21 protein-coding genes are annotated in these 25,628 nt (G+C 67.0%); 10 read left to right on the top strand and 11 right to left on the bottom strand.

What is annotated here, in order from left to right; all coding sequences use genetic code 11:
• Positions 1 to 26 precede the first annotated feature (26 nt).
• Positions 27 to 1,754 carry a long-chain fatty acid--CoA ligase gene (locus JTE92_RS02750; protein ID WP_174544899.1) on the bottom strand — a complete coding sequence of 576 codons (1,728 nt, stop codon included), beginning with the start codon at positions 1,752 to 1,754 and terminating at the stop codon, positions 27 to 29.
• 49 nt (positions 1,755 to 1,803) lie between these two features.
• Positions 1,804 to 2,817, bottom strand: a complete 1,014-nt coding sequence (locus tag JTE92_RS02745; protein WP_063241978.1) for a tripartite tricarboxylate transporter substrate binding protein — start codon at positions 2,815 to 2,817, stop codon at positions 1,804 to 1,806.
• A gap of 279 nt (positions 2,818 to 3,096) precedes the next feature.
• On the opposite strand from JTE92_RS02745, the gene JTE92_RS02740 reads away from it, so the two are divergent.
• Positions 3,097 to 4,284, top strand: coding sequence for an AraC family transcriptional regulator (locus JTE92_RS02740; RefSeq protein ID WP_063241979.1), 1,188 nt, complete (start codon positions 3,097 to 3,099; stop codon positions 4,282 to 4,284).
• Positions 4,285 to 4,352: 68 nt separating this feature from the next.
• Here JTE92_RS02740 and JTE92_RS02735 read toward each other — a convergent pair whose 3' ends face one another.
• The 3 genes from JTE92_RS02735 to JTE92_RS02725 all read right to left on the bottom strand — a co-directional run bounded on the left by JTE92_RS02735 (position 4,353) and on the right by JTE92_RS02725 (position 6,827).
• The gene (locus JTE92_RS02735; RefSeq protein ID WP_063241980.1) at positions 4,353 to 4,559 is read right to left on the bottom strand and encodes a DUF6494 family protein; all 207 of its coding nucleotides are present in this window, start codon (positions 4,557 to 4,559) and stop codon (positions 4,353 to 4,355) included.
• A gap of 92 nt (positions 4,560 to 4,651) precedes the next feature.
• Positions 4,652 to 5,911: a CaiB/BaiF CoA transferase family protein gene (locus JTE92_RS02730; protein ID WP_063241981.1), complete on the bottom strand. Its 1,260-nt coding sequence runs from the start codon at positions 5,909 to 5,911 to the stop codon at positions 4,652 to 4,654.
• Position 5,912: 1 nt separating this feature from the next.
• Positions 5,913 to 6,827, bottom strand: coding sequence for an SDR family NAD(P)-dependent oxidoreductase (locus JTE92_RS02725; protein ID WP_063241982.1), 915 nt, complete (start codon positions 6,825 to 6,827; stop codon positions 5,913 to 5,915).
• A 276-nt stretch (positions 6,828 to 7,103) separates the two neighbouring features.
• Between JTE92_RS02725 and JTE92_RS02720 the strand changes: the two genes are divergently transcribed.
• Positions 7,104 to 8,006, top strand: a complete 903-nt coding sequence (locus JTE92_RS02720; RefSeq protein WP_063241983.1) for a LysR family transcriptional regulator — start codon at positions 7,104 to 7,106, stop codon at positions 8,004 to 8,006.
• A gap of 52 nt (positions 8,007 to 8,058) precedes the next feature.
• Here JTE92_RS02720 and JTE92_RS02715 read toward each other — a convergent pair whose 3' ends face one another.
• Positions 8,059 to 8,568 carry a DUF2628 domain-containing protein gene (locus tag JTE92_RS02715; RefSeq protein ID WP_063241984.1) on the bottom strand — a complete coding sequence of 170 codons (510 nt, stop codon included), beginning with the start codon at positions 8,566 to 8,568 and terminating at the stop codon, positions 8,059 to 8,061.
• A 154-nt stretch (positions 8,569 to 8,722) separates the two neighbouring features.
• Positions 8,723 to 9,190 (bottom strand): MgtC/SapB family protein, encoded by a 468-nt coding sequence (locus JTE92_RS02710; protein ID WP_063241985.1) that lies wholly within the window; start codon positions 9,188 to 9,190, stop codon positions 8,723 to 8,725.
• Between the two features lie 514 nt (positions 9,191 to 9,704).
• Between JTE92_RS02710 and JTE92_RS02705 the strand changes: the two genes are divergently transcribed.
• From JTE92_RS02705 to JTE92_RS02685, 5 genes are all read left to right on the top strand, one after another.
• Positions 9,705 to 10,874, top strand: coding sequence for an acyl-CoA dehydrogenase family protein (locus JTE92_RS02705; RefSeq protein ID WP_063241986.1), 1,170 nt, complete (start codon positions 9,705 to 9,707; stop codon positions 10,872 to 10,874).
• 10 nt (positions 10,875 to 10,884) lie between these two features.
• Complete coding sequence (locus tag JTE92_RS02700; RefSeq protein WP_063241987.1) at positions 10,885 to 12,084, top strand: CaiB/BaiF CoA transferase family protein; 1,200 nt, start codon at positions 10,885 to 10,887, stop codon at positions 12,082 to 12,084.
• Positions 12,085 to 12,171: 87 nt separating this feature from the next.
• Complete coding sequence (locus JTE92_RS02695) at positions 12,172 to 13,554, top strand: MmgE/PrpD family protein (RefSeq protein ID WP_063241988.1); 1,383 nt, start codon at positions 12,172 to 12,174, stop codon at positions 13,552 to 13,554.
• A 10-nt stretch (positions 13,555 to 13,564) separates the two neighbouring features.
• Positions 13,565 to 14,389, top strand: coding sequence for an HpcH/HpaI aldolase/citrate lyase family protein (locus tag JTE92_RS02690; protein WP_063241989.1), 825 nt, complete (start codon positions 13,565 to 13,567; stop codon positions 14,387 to 14,389).
• A gap of 38 nt (positions 14,390 to 14,427) precedes the next feature.
• Entirely contained in the window at positions 14,428 to 15,294 is an 867-nt protein-coding gene (locus JTE92_RS02685) for an HTD2 family dehydratase (RefSeq protein ID WP_063241990.1), read from the top strand.
• Positions 15,295 to 15,539: 245 nt separating this feature from the next.
• Here the strand turns inward: JTE92_RS02685 and JTE92_RS02680 are convergent, their stop codons facing one another.
• The 4 genes from JTE92_RS02680 to JTE92_RS02665 form a co-directional block, all read right to left on the bottom strand.
• A complete protein-coding gene (locus JTE92_RS02680; protein ID WP_063241991.1) occupies positions 15,540 to 15,890 on the bottom strand; it encodes a hypothetical protein in 351 nt (116 codons plus the stop codon).
• Between the two features lie 1,097 nt (positions 15,891 to 16,987).
• A complete protein-coding gene (locus JTE92_RS02675) occupies positions 16,988 to 18,013 on the bottom strand; it encodes an IS110 family RNA-guided transposase (RefSeq protein WP_063242165.1) in 1,026 nt (341 codons plus the stop codon).
• Between the two features lie 288 nt (positions 18,014 to 18,301).
• On the bottom strand, positions 18,302 to 19,273 hold the full coding sequence (locus tag JTE92_RS02670; RefSeq protein WP_063239637.1) for a Bug family tripartite tricarboxylate transporter substrate binding protein: 972 nt from the start codon (positions 19,271 to 19,273) through the stop codon (positions 18,302 to 18,304).
• Between the two features lie 100 nt (positions 19,274 to 19,373).
• On the bottom strand, positions 19,374 to 20,894 hold the full coding sequence (locus tag JTE92_RS02665) for a class I adenylate-forming enzyme family protein (RefSeq protein WP_063239636.1): 1,521 nt from the start codon (positions 20,892 to 20,894) through the stop codon (positions 19,374 to 19,376).
• A 312-nt stretch (positions 20,895 to 21,206) separates the two neighbouring features.
• Here JTE92_RS02665 and JTE92_RS02660 point away from each other — a divergent pair, with 312 nt between their 5' ends.
• From JTE92_RS02660 to JTE92_RS02650, 3 genes are all read left to right on the top strand, one after another.
• Positions 21,207 to 22,400 (top strand): acyl-CoA dehydrogenase family protein, encoded by a 1,194-nt coding sequence (locus tag JTE92_RS02660; protein WP_063239635.1) that lies wholly within the window; start codon positions 21,207 to 21,209, stop codon positions 22,398 to 22,400.
• Positions 22,401 to 22,413: 13 nt separating this feature from the next.
• Complete coding sequence (locus JTE92_RS02655) at positions 22,414 to 23,541, top strand: acyl-CoA dehydrogenase family protein (RefSeq protein ID WP_063239634.1); 1,128 nt, start codon at positions 22,414 to 22,416, stop codon at positions 23,539 to 23,541.
• A 190-nt stretch (positions 23,542 to 23,731) separates the two neighbouring features.
• Complete coding sequence (locus JTE92_RS02650) at positions 23,732 to 25,111, top strand: DUF1329 domain-containing protein (RefSeq protein ID WP_063239633.1); 1,380 nt, start codon at positions 23,732 to 23,734, stop codon at positions 25,109 to 25,111.
• Positions 25,112 to 25,628: the final 517 nt, after the last annotated feature.

The raw sequence follows: 25,628 nt of genomic DNA, 5'->3' as shown, positions 1-25,628 counted from the left end.
TCTTTGTGCTGTGTTTGGCTGCGCGCTCAGGGGCGCGGGGCTTCGGCCTGCATCTCGCGTTCCTGCATCTCGCGCTCCTGCAAGGCGCGCCACTGGATCTTGCCGGTGCCCGACTTGGGCAGCGCCTCGACGAACTCGACGATGCGCGGCACCTTGTAGGCGGCCAGCCGCTCGCGGCACCAGGCCATGATGCGTTCGGGATCGGCCTCGGCGGTGCCGCGCGCCTCGGGGCGCAGCGCGATCACCGCCTTGACGGTCTCGCCGCGGCGCTCGTCGCGCGCGGCGATCACGCAGGCCTCGTGGATGGCGGGGTGGCCGTACAGCAGGTTCTCCACCTCGGCCGGCCAGACCTTGAAGCCGGAGGCGTTGATCATGCGCTTGAGGCGGTCGCGCATGAAGAAGTAGCCCTCTTCGTCCATGAAGCCCAGGTCGCCGGTGCGCAGGAAGCGCTTGCCGTCGAGCTCGACGAACGAGGCCTCGTTGGCCTCGGGGTTGCGCCAGTAGCCCTGCATCACCTGGCCGCCATGCGCGACGATCTCGCCGGTCTGGCCTTGCGGCAGCTCTGCCAGCGTCTGCGGGTCGATCACGCGCGCATCGACCCCGAAGGTGGCGATGCCCAGGCATTCGCGCTTGGGCTTGTTGCGCGGGTTGGACAAGAGGAACGAGGCGGTCTCGGTCATGCCGTAGGCCTCGACGTAGGGCAGGCCGAAGCGCTCCTGCAGCATGTTGGCGACCGCGTCGGGCATGGCGGCACCGCCGCCGCCGAGGAAGGCCAGGCTCGACAGGTCGCGCTGCGCAATGCCGGGCTGGGAGAAGAAGTCCACCATCATCGCCGGCGGCGCGCCCCACACCGAGACGCGGTAGCGCTCGATCAGGTCGGCGGCCAGCGCCCGGTCCCAGCGCGGCATCAGCACCACGGTGGCGCCGAGGTAGATCGGCGAATTCATGCAGTTCTGCATGCCCAGCAGGTGGAACATCGGCGCCACCGCCAGCACCACTGACTCCGGCGTGCTGCTGCGCCAGATCTGCGAGCCGACCGCGGCGGTCATCATGCTGCCGTGCGTATGCATGCAGCCCTTGGGGTTGCCGGTAGTGCCCGAGGTGTAGGCCAGCATGCACAGCGTGTCGAAGCCGGCCTGGTGCGGCAGCGGACGGTGCCCGGCCGCGCTGGCGGACTCCCATGCCACCGGCAGCGCGCCGGAGGGCGCCGCCTGCAGCGCCGGCGCGGGCTCGCGCAGCCATGCCGGCACCGGCAGGCCGCCGTCGTCGCGCAGCATGCCGGCGTAGTCGTGCACGATCACGTGGCGCAAGGCCGGGCCATGCAGCGGCGACAGGCACTGGTACAGCTCGCTGCCGGCGAAGGCGGCGACCGCGCCGCTGTCGGCGACCACATGTGCCAGCTCGGCCTCCAGCCACATCGGGTTGGCCGGCACCACCACGCCTTCGGCACGCAGGATCGCGTAGTAGGCAATGATGAACTGCGGGCAGTTCTGGCTGAACAGCAGCACGCGGTCGCCGGGCTGGATGCCGCAGCCCTGCTGCAGGTAGCCGGCCATGCGCTCGATCTCGTCCTGCAGCTGCGCGTACGAGATCGCGGTGCCGAAGTACTGGATTGCGGCCTTGTCCGGATAGCGACGCGCGGCGGCCTCGACGTTGTAGTACAGGCTGGTGCGCGGCGTGTGCAGCGTGGCGGGCAGGCCCGGCGGCCAGGCCGGGGAGCGGAACGGCGGGTTGGTACTTGTAGCAGGCATCATTTGCAGCAGGGGTCAGCGGTTCAAGCGGTTCAAATCAAAAAGCGGGAAATCAGTCCAGCCGGATGTTGTTGACGCGGATCACCTTGCCCCAGCGGGCGTAGTCGGTCTGCACGGTCTGCGCGAAGGCGTCGGGCGTGCTGCCGGTCAGCACGATCCCCATTTCGCCCATGCGCTTGCGCAGCTCGGGCTGGGCCAGGATGCGGTTGACCTCGGCGGCGTATTTGTCCACCACCGCGCGCGGCGTTGCCGCCGGCAGGAACAGGCCGAACCAGCCCTGGCCGTCCATGCCGGCCACGCCGGCTTCGCGGAAGGTCGGCACATCCGGCAGCTGCGGCGAGCGCGCCGCGCCGGTCACCGCAAGCGCGCGCAGGCGGCCCGAGGCGTTGTGCGGCTTGGCGCCCATCACGGAAATGATGGCGGCCGGCACCTGGCCGCCGAGCAGGTCGTTCAGCTCCGGCGCTTCGCCCTTGTACGAGACGTGCACCATGTCGAGCTTTGCCGATTCCTTGAAGATCTCGCCGTACAGGTGGCCGCTCGATCCGGTGCCGTACGAGCCGTAGGAGAACTGCTTCGGCTTGGTGCGGACCAGTTCGATGAATTCCTTGATGTTGTTGGCAGGCACGGCGCTGTGCACGGCAAAGACCAGGTTGGTGGTGCCAAGCTCCGATACCGGCACGAAATCCTTGACCGGGTCGAACGGCGGCTTGGCGTACAGGCTGGGCGCCTGCACCAGCGTGGTAATGGTCAGCAGCGCGGTATGGCCGTCGGCCTCGGCGCGGGCCACCGCTTCGGAGCCGATCATGCTGCTGGCGCCGGGGCGGTTCTCCACCACCACCGGGCGCTTCCAGGCCTTGCCCAGGCCGTCCGCGACCGCGCGCCCCAGCACGTCGGTGGCGCCGCCGGCCGGATATGGCACCACCAGGCGCACGGTCTTGTTCGGGAAGGCTGCCTCGGCCCAGGCCGTGCCCGAGGTCAGCAGCCCCACGCCCGCCGCCGCCAGCAACCCTGCCCCGAGGCGTCTCAATGCATGACGAAGATGCGCACTACGACGATTTGCCTGCATGTGTTGTCTCCTTTGGTTTTTTCCGGAGCGGGTGGGGCGTCTGACCCCGGCTCGCCCGGTACTGGCCGCCTTGGCGGGCCGGTTCTCTTGTGTTAGCCGGAGAGTGCGCGATGCTGCGGTGCGTGGACAATGACCAGACGGGCCAAAATGATTGGCCGAATCGTTCAGGCAAAAGGCAGGCTTTGGCAAATCCCGATTGTGCGGTGCAGCCGGCGCTTGATAAGGTGGCGCAAAGACCGGGAATGCCCGCGCCGGCGCGTCAACGTGACGAGGAGACCCATGCACACCGCTGTCCAGCCATCGCTGCGCCCGCCACTACCGGGCAAGCTGCACATCGCCGGCGCCCTGACGCAGGGTCCGCTGCCCGGCACCCCCGGTCGCCTGCCCGGCGCGGTGCAAGCCAGGGGAGCCATGGCAGCCGCGCCTGCCCAGGCCCCGGCACGCCACACGGTCGCCATCCAGCATGTGCACCGCATCCTCCAGGGTGCGCGCCGCCTGGGTCACGACGTCGACGCATTGCTGCGCCGCGCCGGCATTTCGCCGGCGCTGCTGCCCTCGCCCAGCGCGCGCGTGACACAGGGGCAGTACGCCGCACTGATCCGCACGCTGCGCCGCGTCATGCGCGACGAACTGTGGGGGCTGCTGGACCGGCCGGTCCCGCCCGGCACGTTTGCCCAGGCGGCGCGGGCCATGATCCATTGCGCCACGCTGGAAGACGCGATCCACGCTGCCATGCGCCTGTACCGGCTGCATCTCGATGCCTTTACCCCGCGCCTGCATGTCAGCGCCGACGGCAGGATTGCCTCGATCCGGCTGCACCGGCGCGCACCGACCTCCGCCTGCCGCAGCTTCGCGGAATCGACCTTCGTGTTCCAGGGCTATGCGCTGGTGAGCTGGCTGGTGGCGCAGCATATCCCGCTGCTGCGCGTCGACCTGGCCAACGAACGACCGCAGGGCTGCAGCGACACCGAACGCGTGTTCAAGACCGCCGTGCATTACGGCCAGCCGCTTACGGCGCTGCATTTCGATGCCGCCTGCCTGCGCCTGCCGGTGATGCAGGACGGCGCCAGCCTGCGCACCTTCCTGCAGGAGGCGCCGCGCAACCTGCTGATCCGCTACCGCGACAGCTGCTGCCTGGCCGAACGCATCCGCCAGCACCTGCGCTCGCACCTGAACGACGAACTGCCGTCGCTCGAGCAGATGGCGCAGATGCTGCGCCTGACGCCGCAGACGCTGCGCCGCCGGCTGCGCGACGAAGGCCGCGGCTACCAGAGCATCAAGGACAGCCTGCGCCGCGACGTCGCCATCGGCATGCTGGAACACCCCGGCATGACGCTGCAGGAAGTGGCGCTGCGGCTCGGCTTCTCGGAGCCGAGCACCTTCCATCGCGCGTTCAAGAAGTGGACCGGGGTAGCGCCGGGCGAGTACCGGCTGCGGGGGATGCGCGGCGAGCACGACGCGGCCTGAACCACCGTCATTCCCGCCTGCGCGGGAACGACAGGCACTAAACGAATAGCACTGCGGTCCGCCTCCCGCTATTCAAGCTGGATCTCGCCGTCGAATTTCGCCTTGAGCTTTGCCGCCGGCAGTTCCAGCGTCATCGTCACCGGAAAGCGTCCGGTGCCGGCGATGGTGCCGTCGGCAAGGGCCTGGGCGATCGCCTGCTCGATCTCGCGCTGGGAACTGACGCCGACGACCTTGAGGAACTTGCGGATGCTGAGGTTGAAGGTTTCCTCATCCATGTGCTGTCTCCGGGAGTTAGGCGCGCGGTGCGCCCTGGAAACAGCCTAGGCGATGCGGGGGCCTTGTGCAGGCGCCCCCGGGGACCTGTGCTTCAGATGACGCCCTGCTCCCGCAGCGCGGCAATGCGTGCGGCGGACAATCCCAGTACGTCTTCCAGCACGCGCTCGGTATGCTGCCCCAGCCGCGGCGGCGGCGCATCGTACCGCACCGGCGTTGCCGACAGCCGCAACGGGCTCTTGACCGTCGGGCACAGGCTGCCGTCGTCGCGCACCAGGTCGACCTGCAGCTCCCGGTGCCGCACCTGCGGGTCTTCCAGCACCTGGCCGTAGTCGTTGATCGGCCCGCACGGGATGCCCTGCGCTTCCAGCGCCTGGACCCAGTGGGCGGTCTCGCGCGTGCGCATGTGCGCCTCCAGCATCGGCACCAGCGTTTCGCGGTGGACGATGCGGCCGGGGCCGGTGGCAAAGCGCTCGTCGGCGGCCAGGTCAGGGCGTTCGATACCGCGGCAGTAGGCCTGCCACTGCCCGTCGTTGCCCGCCGCCACGATCATGTAGCCGTCGGCGGTGGCGAACACATGGTAGGGCACCATGTTGGCGTGCGCGTTGCCAAAACGCGGCATGGCCTGGCCGGTCACGCGCTGGGCGATGATCGGCGTGGCGCCGACCGCCACCACCGCGTCGAGCAGCGCCATGTCGATATGCTGGCCCTCGCCGGTGCGTTCGGCATGGCGCAGCGCGGCCAGCACCGCCACCGTGGCATACATGCCGGTCAGCATGTCGACCACCGCGACGCCGACCTTCTGCGGCCCGCCGCCGGGCAGGTCGTCGCGCTCGCCGGTGACGCTCATCAGGCCGCCGAGGCCCTGGAAGATGAAGTCGTAGCCGGGCTTGTGCGCGCTCGGCCCGGTCTGGCCGTAGCCCGTGATCGAGCAATAGACGATGGCCGGGTTGACCGCCTTCAGGCTTTCATAGTCCAGCCCGTAGCGCTTCAGGTCGCCGACCTTGTAGTTCTCCAGCACGATCTGCGACTTCGCCGCCAGTTCGCGCACGATCGCCTGCCCTTGGGGGCTGGCGATATCCAGCGTCACCGACTGCTTGCCGCGGTTGGCGCCGGCAAAGTAGGTGGCGTCGCGCGACGGCTCGCCGTTGGCATCGGGCAGCCAGGGCGGCCCCCACGAACGGGTATCGTCGCCGGCGCCGGGGCGCTCCACCTTGATGACCTCGGCCCCCAGGTCGGCCAGGTTCTGCGCGCACCACGGTCCCGCCAGGATGCGCGACAGGTCGAGCACCCGCACACCCTCAAGGGCACCGCGGGCGCCGCGGGTGCCGGGCAGCGATTGCGCCCCCGCCATCTCAGATCGGGTCCCAGCCGATCACGTCGGGCGAGCGCTCCAGCTTGAAGAAGCTGTTGCGCATCGCCGGCATGGCGATCTCGGCCACGCTTTCCGGGGTCCAGCCTTCGCTCATGTGCACCGAGCGCACCGGGCGCGGCTGGCTCATCAGCATGATCTCGTTGGCGCGCACCGCGAAGATCTGGGCGTTGACTTCGGACGCGGCATCGCTGGCCAGGTACACCGCCACCGGGGCGATCTTGCCGGCTTCCATCTTCTGCAGCTTGGCGACGCGGGCCTTTTCTTCCGGCGTTTCAGCCGGGATCGAGCTGGTCATGCGGCTCCACGCGAACGGCGCAATGCAGTTCGAGCGCACGTTGAAACGCTGCATGTCCAGCGCGATCGACTTGGACAGCGCGGCGATGCCCAGCTTGGCCGCCGAGTAGTTGGCCTGGCCCAGGTTGCCGATCAGGCCCGAGGTCGAGGTCATGTGCACGTAGGCGCCGCTCTCCTGGTCCTTGAAGTAGTTGGCCGCGGCGCGGCTGACGAAGAAGGTGCCGTGCAGGTGCACGTCGATCACCGAGCGCCACTCTTCCTCGTTCATCTTGAAGAACATGCGGTCGCGCAGGTTGCCCGCGTTGTTGACCACGGCATCGATGCGGCCGAAATTGTCCAGCGCGCACTGCACGATGGCATTGGCGCCGTTCCAGGTCGAGACGCTGTCCGTGTTGGCCACGGCCTCGCCGCCGGCGGCGCGGATTTCTTCCACCACGCGCTGCGCGGGGCCGGTGTCGCCGCCTTCGCCGGTCATCGACACGCCCAGGTCATTGACCACCACCTTGGCCCCGGCGGCGGCCATTGCCAGCGCGATGCCGCGCCCGATCCCGCCACCCGCGCCCGTTACCAGCGCAACCTTGCCTGCCATCAAACCGCTCATTGCCTTGCTCCTCTCAAATCCTCTGAAATCCTGTCGTCCGGTCGCCGCTGCCATCGGCAGGGAGATCACGGCGCGTACGGCGCGATGATCGTCCGGATTCGCCGTTCACATGCCGGTCCGGTCCAAATTCCGGTGCGATTATCGGCACGCCGCCCGACTGGCGACGCCCGAGTGCTGTCATTCCGGATGTCATTGCCGCGTGGGATACGATAAATTGGCATCCGCATCTTTGGAATTCACGAATCACAAAAGTGGCCTTTGGCCTGACGGAAGCCCATGCATTACGACCTGACCGATCTGCGCCTTTTCCTTAACGTCGGCGAGACGGAAAACCTGACCCGCGCCGCCGAGCGCAGCTTCCTGTCGCTGCCGGCCGCCAGTACCCGGATCAAGCAGCTGGAAGAGGCGTTCCAGACACAATTGCTGATCCGGCAGGTCAAGGGCGTGCGCCTCACCCCGGCGGGCGATGCGCTGCTGCGCCATGCGCGCGAGGTCTTCCGCGAGCTGGAATGCCTGCACGCCGACCTGCGTCCCTATGCCAAGGGCGTCAAGGGACGCGTGCGGCTGCTGGCCAATACCACCGCCACCAATTCCTTCCTCGCCACCGGCGTGTCGCGCTTCCTGACCGAGAATCCCGACATCGATATCGAACTGGAAGAGCACCTGTCGCAGGAAATCGTGTCGGCCATCAGCGCGGGCGCAGCCGACCTCGGCATCGTGGCGGGTGAAGTCGCGACCCAGGACCTGGACGTGATGCACCTGTGCAGCGACGAGCTGATCGTGATCGCGCCGGTGAACCATCCGCTGCCGGCGTTCAAGCGGCTGCATTTCGCCGACCTGCTCGATACCTGCCGCTTCGTCGGGCTGAACCAGTTCAGCGCGATCCAGTCGTTCCTGGACCGCATCGCCAGCGGCATGGGCAAGCGCATCAGCCTGCGCATCCAGGTCGGCAGCTTCGACGCGGTCTGCCGCATGGTGGAGGCCGGCGCCGGCATCGCCATCGTGCCCAACAGCTGCGCGCGCCGCTACGCCAGCCGCAAGGTGCTGCGCTTTATCCAGCTGGAAGACGAATGGGCCAAGCGCGAGCTGCGCCTGGTCCGGCGCCCGGGGCGCGAGCTGCCCCAGTTCGCCGAGACCCTGATCCAGTACCTGGTGGACGCGTCGCGCGAGCCGGTATAAGCGGGTACAAGCCGGTACAAGCGGGTATAAGCGCGGGTATAAGCGCAGCGCCCTAGCCGGCGAGCAGCCCCGTCGAGTGCGCCACCAGCCCGGCCAGCGGGCGCAGCGAGACCGCCATGACCACCAGCAGCAGCCCCATGGCGAATACGCCCGGCCAGCTGGTGCGGCCGCAGCGCGCCAGCGAATCGTGGACCAGCTCCGGCGACCAGTGGTATTCGCGCAGGCGCCGGATGGTGGATTCGGCATGCCAGCGGTACAGCTGGTTGCCGTACATGCCCAGCAGCAGCGCCAGCGCATACAGCAGCGGCCGGGACAGCGCCAGCGGCATGTCGATGCGGAACAGCGCGTGCAGCACCGGCTCCGTGCAGACGATCAGCGCATAGACGCCCACTTGCCAGTACATGCGCCGGTAGGCCATCCAGAACGGGCCCAGGAGGCACGCCGCCCAGTTCCACGACATGCCGCCGCGCACCTCGGCCAGGGCCCAGCGGCCGCTGTAATACGCGTAGCGCGGCCCCACGAAAGCGGCCAGCGCCGCATCGTCACGGATCGATGATTTCATGCCACCCTCCCCTGCCTGCTGCCTGCCCCGTCATCGCGGAACAGTGTCTGCACAGCATAGGCCGGTGCGCGCCGGCGCTGCGTGCGCTGGCGCGCATTGAAAGGAGATTGGGGCAAGCCGGTGGGAGAAGGCCGGCGTGCTGTCTCCCGCAGCGCTATTTCAAGCGCAGCAGGATCTGCAGGATGACCAGCGTGAAGATCGTGGCGATCACCGCCGTGGTGTCGCGCCCGAGGCCGGCTGCCACGCCGATTGCCGCCACCATCCAGACGCTGGCTGCCGTGGTCAGGCCCTTGATGTCGGCTTCGCTGTTCTGTTTCAGGATCGCACCCGCGCCCAGGAAGCCGATCCCGGCGATCAGCCCCTGCAGCACGCGGCTGATGTCCGCCAGCGGCACGCCCGCCTGCAGCGGCACCAGCACGAACAGCGCCGAGCCGAGCGCCACCAGCATATGGGTGCGCAGCCCGGCGGCCTTGCCCGAGGCCTCCCGCTCATAGCCGATCAGCCCGCCCAGCACCACCGCCAAGGTCAGCCGCACCAGGAGGCGGGTGGCTTCGCCGGCGTCAGGCAGATCGCTGAACTCGGCGCGGATGGCACTGTAGATTTCCGACCAGACCCCGTCCATCGCTCGCCTCCAGGTGCTTGGGTACAGACCTGAGCGTAGCACGCGCCGCAAGCCTATGGCGCCGGCCGCACGCCGATGCGGCTGCGCCTTACCGGTCCGTGCGGCGGCGTCCTACACGGCAAGCGGAACCTCCCCGACAGTCCCGCCGCGGCGCCGACCCTATATTGGAATCACCACGACTAGTGCAAAACAGGAGCTACACCATGCCCTACATCCTCGCCTGGCTACTTGGTGTCCCGGCCTTTGTCCTGATCCTGATCTGGCTGTTCGTACACTGATACCACCCCGCGGGGCCGCGCGCCCTGCCCTTCGAGCGCCCCGGAAACGGCCCCGAAACGCCCCCGCAACACCCCTGAAACGCCCGGCAGAGCCGGGCGTCTTGCATTGCGCAACCAGGTGCATAGCGCGCCGCAAGCGCTTCCGGCGGCCCTAAGCCGCTCTTTCGCAAATCCGAATTTCAGTGAGCAAGGGGGTCGGGAATAATGGCCCCATTCGAAATGGACGGGGCCTCCCCATGCTTGCAGAACAGGATCCGGAACTGCTGTATCCCGAAATCCGCGAGGCCGTGCGCGACCTTTGCGCCGGCTTCGATTCGGCATACTGGCAGCGCGTGGAAGCGCAGGAAGCCTTTCCCGAGCGCTTCGTGCAGGCGCTGACCCAGGCCGGCTGGCTGTCGGCCCTGATTCCCGAGACCTACGGCGGCTCGGGCCTGTCGCTGACCGCAGCCTCGGTCATCATGGAAGAAATCAACCGCAGCGGCGGCAATTCCGGCGCCTGCCACGGCCAGATGTATGTGATGGGCTGCCTGCTGCGCCACGGCTCCGAGGAGCAGAAGCGCCGCTGGCTGCCCGGCATCGCCTCGGGCGAGCTGCGCATGCAGTCGATGGCCGTGACCGAGCCCACCACCGGCACCGACACCACCAAGCTCAAGACCACCGCGGTGCGCCAGGGCGACAAGTACATCGTCAATGGCCAGAAGGTATGGATTTCGCGCGTGCAGCACTCCGACCTGATGCTGCTGCTGGCGCGCACCACGCCGCTGGACCAGGTCAAGCGCAAGTCCGAGGGGCTATCGGTGTTCGTGGTTGACCTGCGCGATGCCATCGGCAAGGGCCTGACCGTCAAGCCGATCCGCAACATGGTCAACCACGAGACCAACGAGCTGTTTTTCGACAACCTGGAAGTGCCGGCCGAAAACCTGATCGGCGAGGAAGGCAAGGGCCTGAAGTACATCCTCGACGGGCTCAACGCCGAGCGCATCCTGATCGCCGCCGAGTGCGTCGGCGACGGCTACTGGTTCGTCGAGCGCGCCAGCAACTATGCGCGCGACCGCATCGTGTTCGACCGCCCGATCGGCCAGAACCAGGCCGTGCAGTTCCCGATCGCGCGCTCGTACGTCAATGTCGAGGCCGCCAGCCTGATGCGCTACAAGGCGGCGCGGCTGTTCGATGCCGGCAAGGCGTGCGGCAAGGAAGCCAATATCGCCAAGCTGCTGGCCGCCGATGCTTCCTGGGAAGCGGCCAACGTCTGCCTGCAGACGCACGGCGGCTTCGGCTTTGCCGCCGAGTACGACATCGAGCGCAAGTTCCGCGAAACGCGCCTGTACCAGGTCGCGCCGATTTCCACCAACCTGATCCTGTCCTACGTGGCCGAGCACGTGCTCGAACTGCCGCGTTCGTTCTGAGGCTTTTTGCATGTCCCCCAATAACTCCAACGGCATCCGCCCGCTCGACGGCATCCGCGTGGTTTCGCTCGAACACGCGGTTGCGGCCCCCTTCGCCACGCGCCAGCTTGCCGATCTTGGTGCCCGCGTCATCAAGATCGAGCGTCCCGGCGTGGGCGACTTCGCGCGCGGCTATGACCAGTCCGTGCACGGCCAGGCCTCGTACTTTGTGTGGCTCAACCGGGGCAAGGAAAGCCTGACCCTGGACCTGAAGGATCCAGAGGCGCAGACCATCCTGCACCGGCTGCTGGCCGATGCCGATGTGCTGGTGCAGAACCTCGCCCCCGGCGCGGCCGCGCGCATGGGCCTGGACTTCGACAGCCTGCACGGCAAGTACGACAAGCTCATCGTCTGCGACATCTCGGGCTATGGCGACTCCGGTCCCTATCGCGACAAGAAGGCCTACGACCTGCTGATCCAGGCCGCCGCCGGCCTGGTGGGCCTCACCGGCGGCCCGAATGAGCCGTCGCGCGCCGGCGTTTCGATTGCCGACATCTCGGCCGGCATGTACGCCTACAGCGGCATCCTGTCGGCGCTGCTGCAGCGTGGCCGCACCGGCAAGGGCCTGCGCGTGCAGGTGACCATGCTCGAGGCGATGGCCGAGTGGATGAACCAGGTGCTCTACTTCGGCCACTACGGCGGCAAGGCGCCGGCGCGCTTCGGCGCTTCGCATCCGACCATCGCCCCGTATGGCGTGCATCGCACCGGCGACGGCAGCGTGATCTTCAGCGTGCAGAACGAACGCGAGTTCGCCAGTTTCTGCGAGATCGTGCTCGGCAACCGCGAACTGGCGCAGGACGAACGCTTCTCCAGCAATACGGCCCGCGTGCGCAATCGCCCCGAACTCACCGCCATCATCGAAGCGCGCTTCGCGTCGATGACCGTGGCGCAGGCCGAGGCCCTGCTGGACGAGGCGCAGATCGCCAATGCCCCGATGAACGACATCGAGGGCGTATGGAACCATCCGCAGTTGCAGGCACGCCAGCGCTGGCGCGAAGTGGCCACCCCGGGCGGTCCGATCGGCGCGCTGCTGCCGCCCGCCAACCTGTCGGGCGTGGAGCCTGTCATGGGCGACGTGCCGGCGCTCGGCGCGCACAGCCGGCAGATCCTGGCCGAACTCGGCTATGCCGAGGGCGACATCGCCGCGCTGGCCGACAAGCAGGCCATCTGAAATCCGAACACACGACGCCCGGCCATCTCGCACAGAGCGCCGGGCTTTTTCCCTTTCCACGAAACCCAATTCCGCATCGGAGCCTGCATGAGCCAAGCCGCAGACACCAACTACCCGACCCGCCAGCTGTGCCAGTTCCTGGCCGATTTCAAGCTGGCGGACGTGCCCGCGCCCGTGATCGAGCGCGCCAAGGACCTGTTCCTTGACTGGATCGCCTCGGCCATCGCCGGCAAGGACGCCCCGGCCGTGCGCCGCCTGCAGGAATTTGCCGCCGCCATGGGGCCGGACCAGGGCGACGCCGAAGTGCTGGTCGACCGCCGCCGCACGTCGCCCTACTTCGCCGCGCTGATCAACGGCGCTTCGTCGCATGTGGTCGAGCAGGACGACGTGCACAATGGCTCGGTGCTGCACCCGGCCGCGGTGGTGTTCCCGGCGGTCGTCGCCGCGGCGCAGGCCGAAGGCAAGACCGGTGCCGAAGTGCTGCTGGCATCGATCGCAGGCTATGAGGCCGGCATCCGCATCGGCGAGTTCATGGGCCGCTCGCACTACACCGTGTTCCACACCACGGGCACGGTCGGCACGCTCGCCGCCGCGGCCGCCGTGGCCAAGCTCTACAACCTGGATGCCGAAGGCATCAACCAGGCGCTGGGTTCGGCCGGCACGCAGGCCGCGGGCCTGTGGGAGTTCCTGCGCGACGCCGCCGATTCCAAGCAACTGCACACCGCCAAGGCCGCCGCCGACGGCCTGCAATCGGCGTGGCTGGCGCGCGCGGGCTTCACCGGCGCGAAGCAGATCCTGGAAGGCAAGCAAGGCATGGCCGCCGGCATGTCGAGCGACGCCGATCCCGCCGCGCTGACCGACGGCCTGGGCACGCGCTGGGCCACCGCCGAGACCTCGTTCAAGTTCTTTGCCTCGTGCCGCCACACGCACCCGGCCGCCGACGCGCTCAAGGTGCTGATGCAGCGCGAAGGCATCAGCGCGGACCAGATCGCCAGCGTCACCACCCACGTGCACCAGGGCGCCATCGACGTGCTCGGCCCGGTGGTCAACCCGGTCACCATCCACCAGGCCAAGTTCTCGATGGGCACGGTGCTGGGGCTGGTCGCCGTGCATGGCCATGCCGGCCTGGCGGAATTCGAGCAGCACGCGCTGCCCGACGCCAGGGTCGTCGACTTCCGCGGCAAGGTCACGATGGAACTCGACCAGGAAATCAACGCCGCCTACCCGCGCCAGTGGATCGGCCGCGTCACGGTCAAGACCACCGACGGCCGCACGCTGGCCGCCCGTGTGGACGTGCCCAAGGGCGACCCGGACAACACCCTGTCGCGCCCCGAGCTGGAAGCCAAGGCGCTGCAGCTGGGCGCGTTCCGCAACGGTGCCAGCGAGGCCGAGATGCGCGCCATCATCGCGCGCGTGTGGGCACTGGAGCAGGCGCCCAACGTCAATGACTGGCTGCCCGCCGCACGCTGAGGAACGCTGCATGACCACTGCCGTCACTTACCTGTTCGTTCCCGGCGACCGGCCGGAGCGTTTCGACAAGGCCGCCGCCGCGGGACCCGACGTGATGATCCTCGACCTCGAGGACGCCGTACACCCCGACGCCAAGCCCGCCGCGCGCGAGGCGATCGGCGCCTGGCTGGCGGGCAAACCCGCCGCGCGCGCGATGGTCCGCATCAACGACAGCGCCTCGCCCGCGTTTGCCGCCGACCTGGCCTGGCTGCGCTCGCTGCCGGCCGGCACGGCGCTGGCCGGGCTGATGGTGCCCAAGGCCGAAGACGCCGCCGCGCTGGCGCAGATCGCGCAAGCGCTGCACGCCATCAATCCGCAAGGTGAACTGGTCGCCATCATCGAGACCGCACTCGGCCTGCACCAGGTCGACACGGTGGCCACGGCCAGCGGCGTGGCGCGGCTGGCGCTCGGCTCGCTCGACTATGCCGTCGACCTGGGCTGCAGCCATACCCGCGACGCGCTGGCGTTCGCGCGCGCCCGCATCGTGCTGGCTTCACGCGTGGCCGGGCTGCCGCCGCCGGTAGATGGCGTCACCACCGCGCTGAAGGATGAAGCCGTGCTGGCGAGCGACGTTGCCTACGCGCGCGAACTCGGCTTTGCGGGCAAGCTGTGCATCCACCCGGCGCAGCTGGGCGCGGTGCGCGCGGGCTTCCTGCCCAGCGCGGAACAGCTGGACTGGGCCCGCCGCGTGCTCGAAGCCACCGCCAGTGGCAGCCATGCCGTGCAGGTCGATGGCAAAATGGTCGACCGGCCCGTGATCGAGCAGGCGAAACGCCTGCTGGCGCTGGCGCAATAGCGCCCCGCCTTTTCTGTCCAACCCGAACCCGCAAGCTCATGACTGACGCCACTTCCGAACTCGAACGCCTGCGCGGCTGGATCGGCCGCAGCGAAGCGCGCACCGAAACGCTGTCGCCCGAACCGGTGATCGGCCTGGCCGCGACCTTCGACCTCGACCCCGAGGCGGTTGCCGCCGGCCCGCTGCCGCCGCTGTGGCACTGGCTGTATTTCCTGCCGCGCGCGCAGCAGCGCGACATTGGCCGCGACGGCCACCCGCACCTCGGCGGCTTCATGCCGCCGGTGCCGCTGCCGCGACGCATGTGGGCCGGCAGCGAGCTGACCTTCAGCCATCCGCTGCATATCGGCGATACCGTCACGCGCACCTCGACCATTGCTGACGTGCAGTACAAGACCGGCCGCAGCGGCGAACTGTGGTTCGTCGCGGTCGACCATGAGCTGACCGTCAACGGCAAGACCGCGATCAACGAGCGCCACGACATCGTCTACCGCGCCATGCCGGACCCGTCCAAGCCGCAGCCGCCGCGCCCGCGGCTGGAGCAAACCGCGCAATGGCAGCGCACGCTGCAGGCCGACCCGGTCATGTTGTTCCGCTATTCGGCGCTGACCTTCAACGGCCACCGTATTCACTACGATCGCAGCTATACGCGTGACGTCGAAGGGTATCCCGGCCTGGTGGTGCATGGGCCGATGCAGGCCATGCTGATGCTGGACCTGGTGGCACGCGAGCAGCCGCAGGCGCGCGTGAAGCGCTTTGGGTTCCGGGGGCTGGCGCCGCTGTTTGACCAGGACACCATCACCGTTGGCGGCGCGGCCGATCCGGCGCAGGCTGGCCGGCTGGTGCTTTGGACGGGCGATGATGCTGGCGGGCAGGCGATGCAGGGGTGGGCGGAAGTGGAAGGTTAAGAGCCTGAAGCCTTATCCGCACCGCAGGTTTGCTCCCCTCTCCCGCTTGCGGGAGAGGGGCAGGGGGTGAGGGCAGGCGGTGGCATACCGCAGGCCTTACTTCGTCAGACACGCCCACCCTCACCCCAACCCTCTCCCGCAAGCGGGAGAGGGAGCACACAAACGGTCGGTCCAGTCCGGCGGTACCCACAATTGACACCAGCAGCGCCTGCCATCTCAGGGAATCAGCGCCCAACCTCGATTGGTTACCCGACCATCGCCTCCTCAATTCCCTCCGCGACTTGTTCTACCCTGTCGGCCAGCAATCCAAGTGAGGTCCGGCAGAGCTCTCGCAAGGCATCCAGCGTAGTCGCCTGCAAGGCTACGCTTCCTTCTTCCTGTGCGTCGCAATCGCTGTGTGTCACCAATGTCAGTACGCAGGCCGCGCCTCGCACAATCGCATCGGCTTGATCCAGCAGATTCAATAACAAGAGTTGCCGGGGGACAGGTAGCGCGTCCTCACGCGCTGCGCGCCGGGTTTCGGGACTGAAACGCGAAAGGGAATCATCTAGTCGAGGGGGAATGAAGGCGTCGGATTCGAGGGTGGATTGGAGCATTACTGACCTCCGTAAGGTAGTAGAGGTAACGTTATCCAGGTTCTCACTCCCGGCTCCTGCTGTGTCAGGAGCCCAGCCAGTCTAGAGCCGCTTGCCGTTCACAATCAAGGCGCAGATTGTGAAGGATCGATACATCAAGGCAATTGACTATGCCTGGATGGCATTCAATGAGGTTCTTGTCGTCTGCTTGTGGTGCTGGTGACATGTTGTCGCAGTTTGAACCGCCTGGTTCCGCCCTCCTGGGCGGGTCACTTTTTGGCCGAGCGCCAAAAAGTAACCAAAAAGCGCGTCGCCTGCGGCTGGCTGAGCCAATTTGGTGCTTCTGGTGATATTGGCGATTTTGGTCTCAGTGAGGCGTGGTCGCGATTCCAGCCTGCTACGCCAAGTGAGTGAGTGTGGGTGCCTGACGAATCCCCACTTTGAACAATCCCCAGGACGGGCGTAGGCCGCCTGCTGCCTGCGGTATCGCGTCATCGCCTACGGCTGCGCTGCGCGCGGCTCAGTCTCGCGGGTGAGGTGCCCGGGCACAAACCCGCATCGCTTCGCTCGCTAGGAGTGGCGGCAATGGCCGGGGCGAGATCGGCCGCTCTGCCACCTTGGGCCCGCGCACAGCGCAGCCGAAGGCGTCTCACCGATATCCCGGGTAGCAGGCGGCCTACGCCCGGCATGGGGATCGTTCAAGAGCCGGTTAACGCCAGGCACAGGCCCTGAATCACCTGGCGTTAGCAGGTTCGAACGGGCACCCAAGCCAAACGGAAATCACCACCGCCTGAACCACCCACGCCGCCAAATTGATAGCCAGCCGCTCAGGCGACGCGTTTTTTGGTTACTTATATGAACGCGCCCCGGTTTGCAAGGTAACGCCAACATCAGGCTTGGACAGGATTGGCTGCAGACTTATATCCGGCCTTGCGATGCAGGCCATGCCTGCGGGCCCTGATGGATTTCACCGGGGAGTGTCCCTATCTTTTTGCCGTGCTTTGAGCACCAGTAACCAATTGAGCTTGCACTCCCGCGGTCCAACCTGTTTTGCCATCACGCTGACATTACCGTCGCAACCTGTGGACGGGTTCCTTCCTTGCTAGCTCAGCCTGCCGTCAGGCAGGCCTGACCGAGACGTAGTCTCGGTCATAGGCCCGATCGTGGGTCAACAGGGCCCAGATGGTACGCACCGTCTTGTTGGCCAAGGCAACCGCCGCGACGTTCTTCGGCCGTCGCTGCGCGAGCAGCAGGCTCCAGCCCGGCTGGTTCTTTCTGCGCAGGTGACTCAGCACGACCCGAGCGCCATGAATCAGCAAGGTGCGCAGGTAGGGGTCGCCGCGTTTGCTGATGCCGCTCAGCCAGACCTTGCCCCCGGTGCCGGTCTGTTTGGGCACCAGGCCAAGATACGCCGCCAGTTGCCGCCCGGACTTGAAGGTGCGCGCGTCGCCAATGGTGGCGACCATGGCCGTGGCGGTCAGCATGCCGATGCCAGGAATGGCCAGAATCGTTTTGCAGGCCCGATTCTGCCGACCCCAGGCATCAATGCGTTGATCCAGGCGAGCTATCTCTCGATCGAGCCCTTCGATGCTTTGCAATTGCTCATGCACGAACTCGAACAGCAGGGGCGGCACGCCCCGTTCGATTTCGTCCATCCCTTGTACGATTTCCTTCAGGCCAGCTCGCAGCCCGGGACGGATCCGGATCCCGAATTCGAACAACATGCCGCGCAGCTGGTTGACCAGCATGGTGCGCATCTTCACGCGCAGTTGGCGCATGGCGTGCAGGCCGAGCACACATTGTTGGGACTCGGTCTTTGCTGCCACGACCGGCATGCCCGGCTGCTGGACTGCGGTCCAGATAGCACGGGCGTCGGCCGCATCGGTCTTGTTCGTCTGCACGAACGGTCGCACGTACCGGGCGTGCAGCAGCACCGGCTCATGACCCAAGGCTCGCACTTGGCGGGCCCACCAGTGCGCACTGCCACACGCCTCCAGCGCGATGCGTCCAGGCTCGCGATTCGCGAGGAACTCCAGCAGCTTGGACCGACTGAAGCGACGATTGAAACACTTGCCCGAAGGCTCGACCCAATAGAGCTGGAAGACAGTCTTTGCAATGTCCAGACCGTAAGTCGTAGTATTCATCTCGGGTCCCTCCATCCTCGCGTGGTTGGTCACACTCCCACTCTGGCACATCGATGCCGTTTCGTGAGGGGGGACCCACCTACCCTGTCACGTTTCCCGGATGCATAACCGACTACCGGCACCTTTGATCGCAGGCCGGGGCGCGTTCATTCCATCTTTTTGGCGCTCGGCCAAAAAGTGACCCGCCCAGGAGGGCGGAACCAGGCGGTTCAACGGCCGACAACATCAAATCAAAGGCGCCATGCACGGGCACGGCGAAAGGACGCCGAGCTAACCGTAGCGCCCCCTTCAATCCGCCTGAATCCCCGCCTTCTTCACCACCCCGCCCCACAACGCCAGCTCCCGCTGGATCCGGTCCCCCAATTGCTTCGGCGTGCTGACATTAACGTCATAACCGCCCGCCGCCATGCGCTGGCGATAAGCCGGATCGTCGCCGATGGCCTTCTGCGCCTTGACCAGCTTGTCCACCACATCCGCCGGCAGCTTCTGCGGCCCCACCAGCGCATACCAGCCAGTCAGGTCATAGTCCTTCTGCCCCGACTCGATCATGGTCGGCACCGTAGGCAACGCAGGATTACGCGTCTTCGACGTGACCGCCAGCGCCCGCACCTTGCCGCCGTTGATATGGCCGATGGCGGTACCGGTGATATCGAACATGAACGTCACCTTGCCACTCATCACGTCCGCCATCGCCGGCGAGTTTCCCTTGTACGGCACATGCAGCATCTTCACGCCATTCATCTGCGCCAGCAGCTCCGCCGACAGGTGGTTCGACGCGCCCACGCCGGCCGAGCCGAACGAAACGTCCTGCGGATGCTTGCGCGCGTAGTCGACCAGTTCGCCAACGTTCTTGGCCGGGAAATCCTTGTTCACCAGCAGCACATTGGTGTAGTCGGTGATCAGGCCGATGTAGGTAAAGTCCTTGACCGGGTTGAAATTGACCGAACGCTGGATCAGCGGAGTCATGGTCATGGTGGGGCTGGCGACGAAGTACAGCGTATAGCCGTCCGGCGTTGCCTTGGCGGTCATGTCGGCGGCGATGGCGCCGCTGGCGCCGGCGCGGTTGTCCACCACCACCGGCTGCTTGAGCACGCGGCCGAGTTGCTCGGCGTAGATGCGCGCGGCGGTGTCGACCGGACCGCCAGGGGCGTAGCCCACCAGCAGCTTGACCGGCCGCGACGGATAGGCGTCCGCCGCCCAGGCCGCGCCCTGCAGCAGCAGGGTCGTGGTCAGTGCCGCGAGTGTGGTCCAGGTCTTCATTGTTGTCTCCTCCAGATAGGGCTGAAATGCCCGGGCTGGCGTATCGAACCAGCCCGGTAAAAGAATTCGGGTAAATGAATTCGGGTAAAGGGATTCGGGCTCAGTCCAGCAGCGCGCGCAGCGGCTGCTTGAGCAGCTTGCCGCTGGCAGTGGTCGGAATGACGTCGACGGTGCGGATCTCGGCCGGGCGCTTGTACGGTGCCAGGCTTTCGCGCAGGTAGGCGTCGAGCGCCTTGGGATCGACACTCGCGCCTTCCTGCGTCTCGATAAAGGCGACCACCTCCTCATTGCCGTCGCTGGCGGGGCGTCCCACCACCGCCGACTGGCGCACGCCGGGGAAGGCGTTGATCACCGACTCGACCTCGATCGGATAGACGTTGAAGCCCGAGCGGATGATCAGGTCCTTGGAACGGCCGGAGATAAACAGCGCGCCGTCGGCGTCCAGGTAGCCAAGGTCGCCGGTATTGAGCCAGCCACCGGGCAGCAGCGCCTCGGCGGTCTGCTCGGGGTTGCGGTAATAGCCGAGCATCACGCCCGGGCCGCGCACGCGGATCTGGCCGCGCTCGCCGGCAGGCAGCAGCGTGCCAGCATCGTCGGTGATCTCGATCTCGACGCCTTCGACGATATGCCCGGCCGAGCAGTCGGCGCGCGGCGCGTCCATGCGCGTGATGAACAGCGAGCCGGCATATTCGGTGATGCCATAGCCGTGGTGCAGCGGCTGGCCGAACAGCGCCTCGACGTCGCGCTTGAGCGTGGGATCGAGCGGCGCGCCGCCGGTGTAGAGGTAGCGCAGGCGCGGATACCTGCCCGGGCCGGCGCCATGCGCCGCCGCCACCGCCAGGATGCGCGTGAACATGGTCGGCACGCCCTGCAGGATGGTGACGCCCGGCGACGCCAGCGCCTCGAACACGTCGTTGCCATCGAAGCGCGGGCGCATGAACAGGCTGGCGCCGGCGTACAGCGTGGCCATCAGCACCGTGGCGATGCCGAAGATATGCGACATCGGCAGTGCCCCGTAGGCCACGTCCGCCTGCCCCATGTCGCGCGAGGTGGCGGAGATGCGGGCAAAGTGCGTCAGGCCGGCGTGCGGCACCATCACGCCCTTGGGCGCGCCGGTGGTGCCCGAGGTATAGATCAGCGTGGCGACCTGGCGCGCCTGTGCGCTGGCCACACGTTCCGGCGCGCTGGCAGCGCGCAGTGCGAGCACGCCGTCGGCAAAGACGGGGCAAGCGCTGGCTTGCGCGCCGAGCCGCGCACCATGCGCGGCGGCCACGTCGGACACGTGGCCGGTGAACAGCATCAGCGCCGGCTGGGCGTGGTCGCGGATATTGTCGATCTCGCGCGCGGACAGGCGCGCGTTGACCTGGATCGGCCAGGCATGCAGCACGCTGCAGGCGAACAGCGTCACCACCATCTCGTTGCAGTTCTCGCCGACGACCATGACCCGGTCGCCCTCGCCCACCCCCTGCGCCACCAGCCAGTCGCGCGCTGCTTCGATGCGCTGCCACAACTCGCCATAGCTGATCACGGCGCCGCTCTCGAACAGGCAAGGCGCGGCCGGCGTCTGCGCGGCCCAGTGGCGGGGGATATCGTGGATATATTCGGGGCGGAAGGACGACATGCGGCTGGGCTCGTTCGGGATACGGCTGGGTTAGCGATGCTTGCCGGCGGCAAATGCGCGGGAATGCACCCCGACGCACTTGAGCAGGCCGTGCCAGTTTGCGCCAAGGCCGCGCGCCGCGGTATTTGGAATTGGCTAAGGCCGTGTTCGTCCGCGCCCCACCCGGCTCAGGTGGTTCCGCCGGCACGAAGGGCGACTTTATGATTGATAAAGCAATGAAGAACGCCCGCGTCCTACAATCGGCCGGCACACCTAGGGCTGCAACCAGTAGCTTGCCGCAACGGGCCGCCCGCGTAACAAGGGGACATTCAGATGGATTTGCGTTTCACCGCCGAGGAACAGGCCTTCCGCGAGGAAGTCCGCGCTTTCGTGCAGGCCAAACTGCCGGAAGACATCCGCAACAAGGTGCTCAACCACCAGCGCGTGGAAAAGGACGACTACGTCCGCTGGCACCGCATCCTGCAGGCACAAGGCTGGGGCGCCCCCACCTGGCCCACGCAATGGGGCGGCACCGGCTGGACCGCGCTGCAGCGCCTGATCTTTGAAATCGAGACCTTCCGCGCCGGCGCCCCGCGCCTGCTGCCGTTCGGCCTGACCATGATCGGCCCGGTGCTGATGAAGTACGCCAGCCCCGAGATGCAGCAGCGCTTCCTGCCGCGCATCCCGGGCGTGGAAGACTTCTGGTGCCAGGGCTACTCCGAGCCGGGCTCCGGCTCCGACCTGGCCTCGCTGAAGACCCGCGCCGTGCGCCGCGGCGACAAGTACATCGTCAACGGCCAGAAGACCTGGACCACGATGGCCCACTTCGCCGACTGGATCTTCTGCCTGGTGCGCACCGACCCCGAGGCCAAGGCGCAGGAAGGCATCTCCATGCTGCTGATCGACATGAAGTCGCCCGGCGTGACGGTGCGCCCGATCAAAACGCTCGACGGCGGCCACGACGTCAACGAGACCTGGTTCGAAGACGTGGAAGTGCCCGTGGAGAACCTGGTCGGCGAAGAGAACCGCGCCTGGACCTACGCCAAATACCTGCTCGGCCACGAGCGCACCGGCATTGCCGGCATCGGCCACTGCCACCGCGAGCTGCGCCAGCTCAAGCACTACGCCAGCCAGGCCACCGACGGCGCCGGCCGCCCGCTGATCGAAGACGTGCGCATGCGCGACAAGATCGCCCGCGTCGAGATGGACATCATGGCGCTGGAAATGCTGCTGCTGCGCGTCGCCACGCAGGCCGCCGGCACGCCCGGACCGGAAGCCTCGATCGTCAAGATCCGCGGCTCGGAGGTGCAGCAGGACCTGGGCATGCTGATGATGGAAGTGGCCGGCCCCAACGCCTGGCCGTATTCGCCGGACTGGCTCGAGGCCGGCGCGACGCAGCCGGTGTCCGGCCCCGAGTGGGCCGCCCCCGCCGCCTCCACCTACTACGACATGCGCAAGACCTCGATCTACGGCGGCGCGACCGAAGTGCAGAAGAACATCATCTCCAAGATGATCCTGGGTTTCTGAAGGGATAGCTGACATGGACTTCACCTACAGCGAAGAGCAACAGATGCTGGCGGACAGCCTGCGTCGCTTCATCGATACCGAATACACCTTCGAGGCGCGCCGCAAGAGCGCGCGCCAGGGCGAAAGCCTGGATCGCGGCGTGTGGAACAAGCTCGCCGAAATGGGCGTGCTGGGCCTGACCGTGCCGGCGGATTTCGGCGGCTTCGGCGAAGGCCCCGCCAGCCAGCTGGTGGTGCAGCGCGAACTGGGCCGCGGCCTGGTGCTGGAGCCGGTCACGCCCAGCGGCGTGATGGCCGCCGCCACCCTCAACGCCTACGGCAGCGACGCGCAGAAGCAGGAATGGCTGCCCGCGATCGCCTCGGGCGAGCGCATCGTCACGCTGGCCTACCTGGAGCCGACCACGCGCTACCGCCCGGAATCGGCCCGCGCCAGCGCCGAACGCAGCGCCGACGGCTACGTGATCAGCGGCACCAAGAGCGTGGTCTGGCACGGCGCGGCCGCCGACGCCTACCTGCTCACTGCACGGGTATCCGGCAGCAACGAGATCGCGCTGTTCCTGGTCCCGCGCGACAGCAAGGGCCTGGACGTGACCGCCTACCCCACCATCGACGGCCTGCGCGCCGCCGACCTGTCGCTGCAGGATGTCACCGTGCCGGCCAGCGCCCTGGTGGGCCAGGCTGCCGACGGCCTGGCAGCGCTGGGGGTCGGCCTGGAGCACGGCATCGCCGCGCTGTGCGCCGAAGGCGCGGGCGCCATGGAAAAGCTGATCGAGATCACCGGCGAATACCTGGGCACGCGCCAGCAGTTCGGCAAGCCGCTGGCCACCTTCCAGGCACTGCAGCACCGCATGGCCGACATGCTGGTGCAGAAGGAACTGGCGCTGTCGATGGCCTACGTGGCGGCGCAGGCGCTGGACGAAACCGATCCTGCCGCGCGCCGCCGCATGCTGTCGGCCGCCAAGGTAACGGTCGCGCGCGCCGGGCGCTTTGTCGGCCAGCAGGCGGTGCAGCTGCACGGCGGCATGGGCATGACCGACGAGCTGTCCGTGGGCGACTACTTCAAGCGCCTGACCATGCTGGACCAGCTGCTGGGCGACAGCGACTACCACCTGCAGCGCTTCGGCGAAGTGATGGAAGCCTGATCCCCGCGGCCGCTGGCCGCAACGTTGCAATGAGGCCGGGTAATTCCCCGGCCTTTTTTTGTTTACACCTCGCTCCGCAGGCTAGGGAAATCCACTAGTCCGTTCCAACGATTCCCGGCCGCGGCGCCATCACTACCCTGTGAGCACAGGCACGGGCGTCGCCGGCCATTCCCCTAGGAGCGAGACTGCAATGACATCCACTACACATAGACTGCTGCGCGGCAGCCTGCTGGTGACCAGCATGGCACTGGCCGCGGCATCGTGGGCGAAGGTCACCCCGGAAGACCTCAAGCAGCTTGACGGCAACCTGACGCCGATGGGCGCGGAGCGGGCCGCCAGCAAGGACGGCGACGTGCCCGCATGGGCCGGCAAATGGCTGGGCACGCCGCCGCACGTCAAATACCAGCGCGGCGAACGCTATCCCGACCCGTACGCCGACGAAAAGCCGCTGTTCGTCATCACCGCGCAGAACATGGCGCAATACGCCGAACGCCTGACCGACGGCCAGAAGGCGCTGTTCAAGAAGTACCCCGACACCTTCAAGATGCCGGTGTATCCGAGCCATCGAGACTTCCGCTACGAGGAAGCGGTTTACAAGGACATCCGCACCTACGCCACGACCGTCACCATGACGGGCGATGCCAACGGTCTCAAGGACGCCGGGCCGCAGGTCCCCTATCCGATTCCGAAGACGGCCATGGAGCTGCTGTGGAACCAGCGCTTCTCGTCGGCCGTCGGCACCGAGAAGGCGCAGTACGACCAGGCCGTGGTCTACCCCAATGGCTCGATCGCGTGGGGACGGGTCTCGTACAGCATCCTCTCGCCGCGCAACAACGGCAAGTTCGACCCGCACAGTGCACTCAACGAGCGTTCCTTCTTCCGCACGGCGACCGACCTGCCGCTGCGCGACCGGGGCCAGGTAATCGTGGGTTATGCCGTGTGGGACCAGGAAGGCTCGGACACCAACCGCACCTGGATCTACAACCCGGGCACGCGGCGCGTGCGCCAGGCGCCGGAATTCGGCTTCGATCAGCCCCAGGGCCCCGGCGGCTTCCGCACCGTGGATGACGATCGCCTCTTCAACGGCTCCGGCGAACGCTACAACTGGAAGATCGTCGGCAAGAAGGAGATCTATGTCCCGTACCACAACTACAAGCTGCTGAGCACGTCGATCAAGTACAAGGACCTGCTGACGAACGGCCACGCCAGCCCCGACGTCATGCGCTATGAACTGCATCGCGTGTGGATCCTGGAAGCAACACTCAAGTCCGGCTTCCGTCACCAGTATGCGAAGCGCGTGCTGCATCTCGACGAAGACGGCTGGCAAGCCCTCGCGGCCGACAACTACGATGCCCGCGGCCAGCTGTGGCGCACCAACCTGCAGGCCTCGGTCTACGCCTACGATGCGCGCCGCTATCATCCGACCGCGGTGTTCTACCACGACCTGATTTCCGGCGCCTACTTTGCGGACCGCCTGACCAACGAAGGCCCGATGTTCCAGCTGAACAACAGTCCCGAGTTCACCGAAGCGTTCTTCTCGCCGGACGCCGCGCGCGGGTCTGGTACCTGATCGCATCGCTACTGCCAGCCAGGTGCGCATTCGTCGCGCCCGGCGCCGTCCCAAAGGGCCCGCGGGCCCTTTCGTGCCTCTCCGCCGCGCCTCTCCGGCGCACACACCCGCCGCAACGGCTCACGCCCCGCCGCCATTCCCAACGCGTCGCTGCCAGCAGCGTTCCGTTCGATGTCAAAGCCTGGCGGCTCCGACTGGCCAGGGCAGACATGTGCTGCGGGCTGATCCGCTCAGACAAGCTTACGCCCGCCTCCCCATCGCCGTTGTGACAGGACCGTGTTGGTGGCCTCGCCACGTAGGGCGTGGATGAACCAAACAAAAACAGATATTTCGGTTCCGCTTTGAGAATCTTCTGACCGAATTTCCGTGCGTTCTTGTACAGGATGAAACTCAAAAAGGCATGACAAACACCTTCCTGCCTTCGATGCGATCGGGAGAGTACTTCATGAAGCCATCCAGAAAATGTATGCTAAAGCGACACCAAAAAGCGCTTTATTGCCGACATCTGGCTTGAACA

This window comes from Cupriavidus oxalaticus (assembly GCF_016894385.1).
Classification (GTDB): domain Bacteria; phylum Pseudomonadota; class Gammaproteobacteria; order Burkholderiales; family Burkholderiaceae; genus Cupriavidus; species Cupriavidus oxalaticus.
Note: the sequence above shows the minus strand (reverse complement) of the source record. Positions and strands in the feature narration are given on the sequence as shown.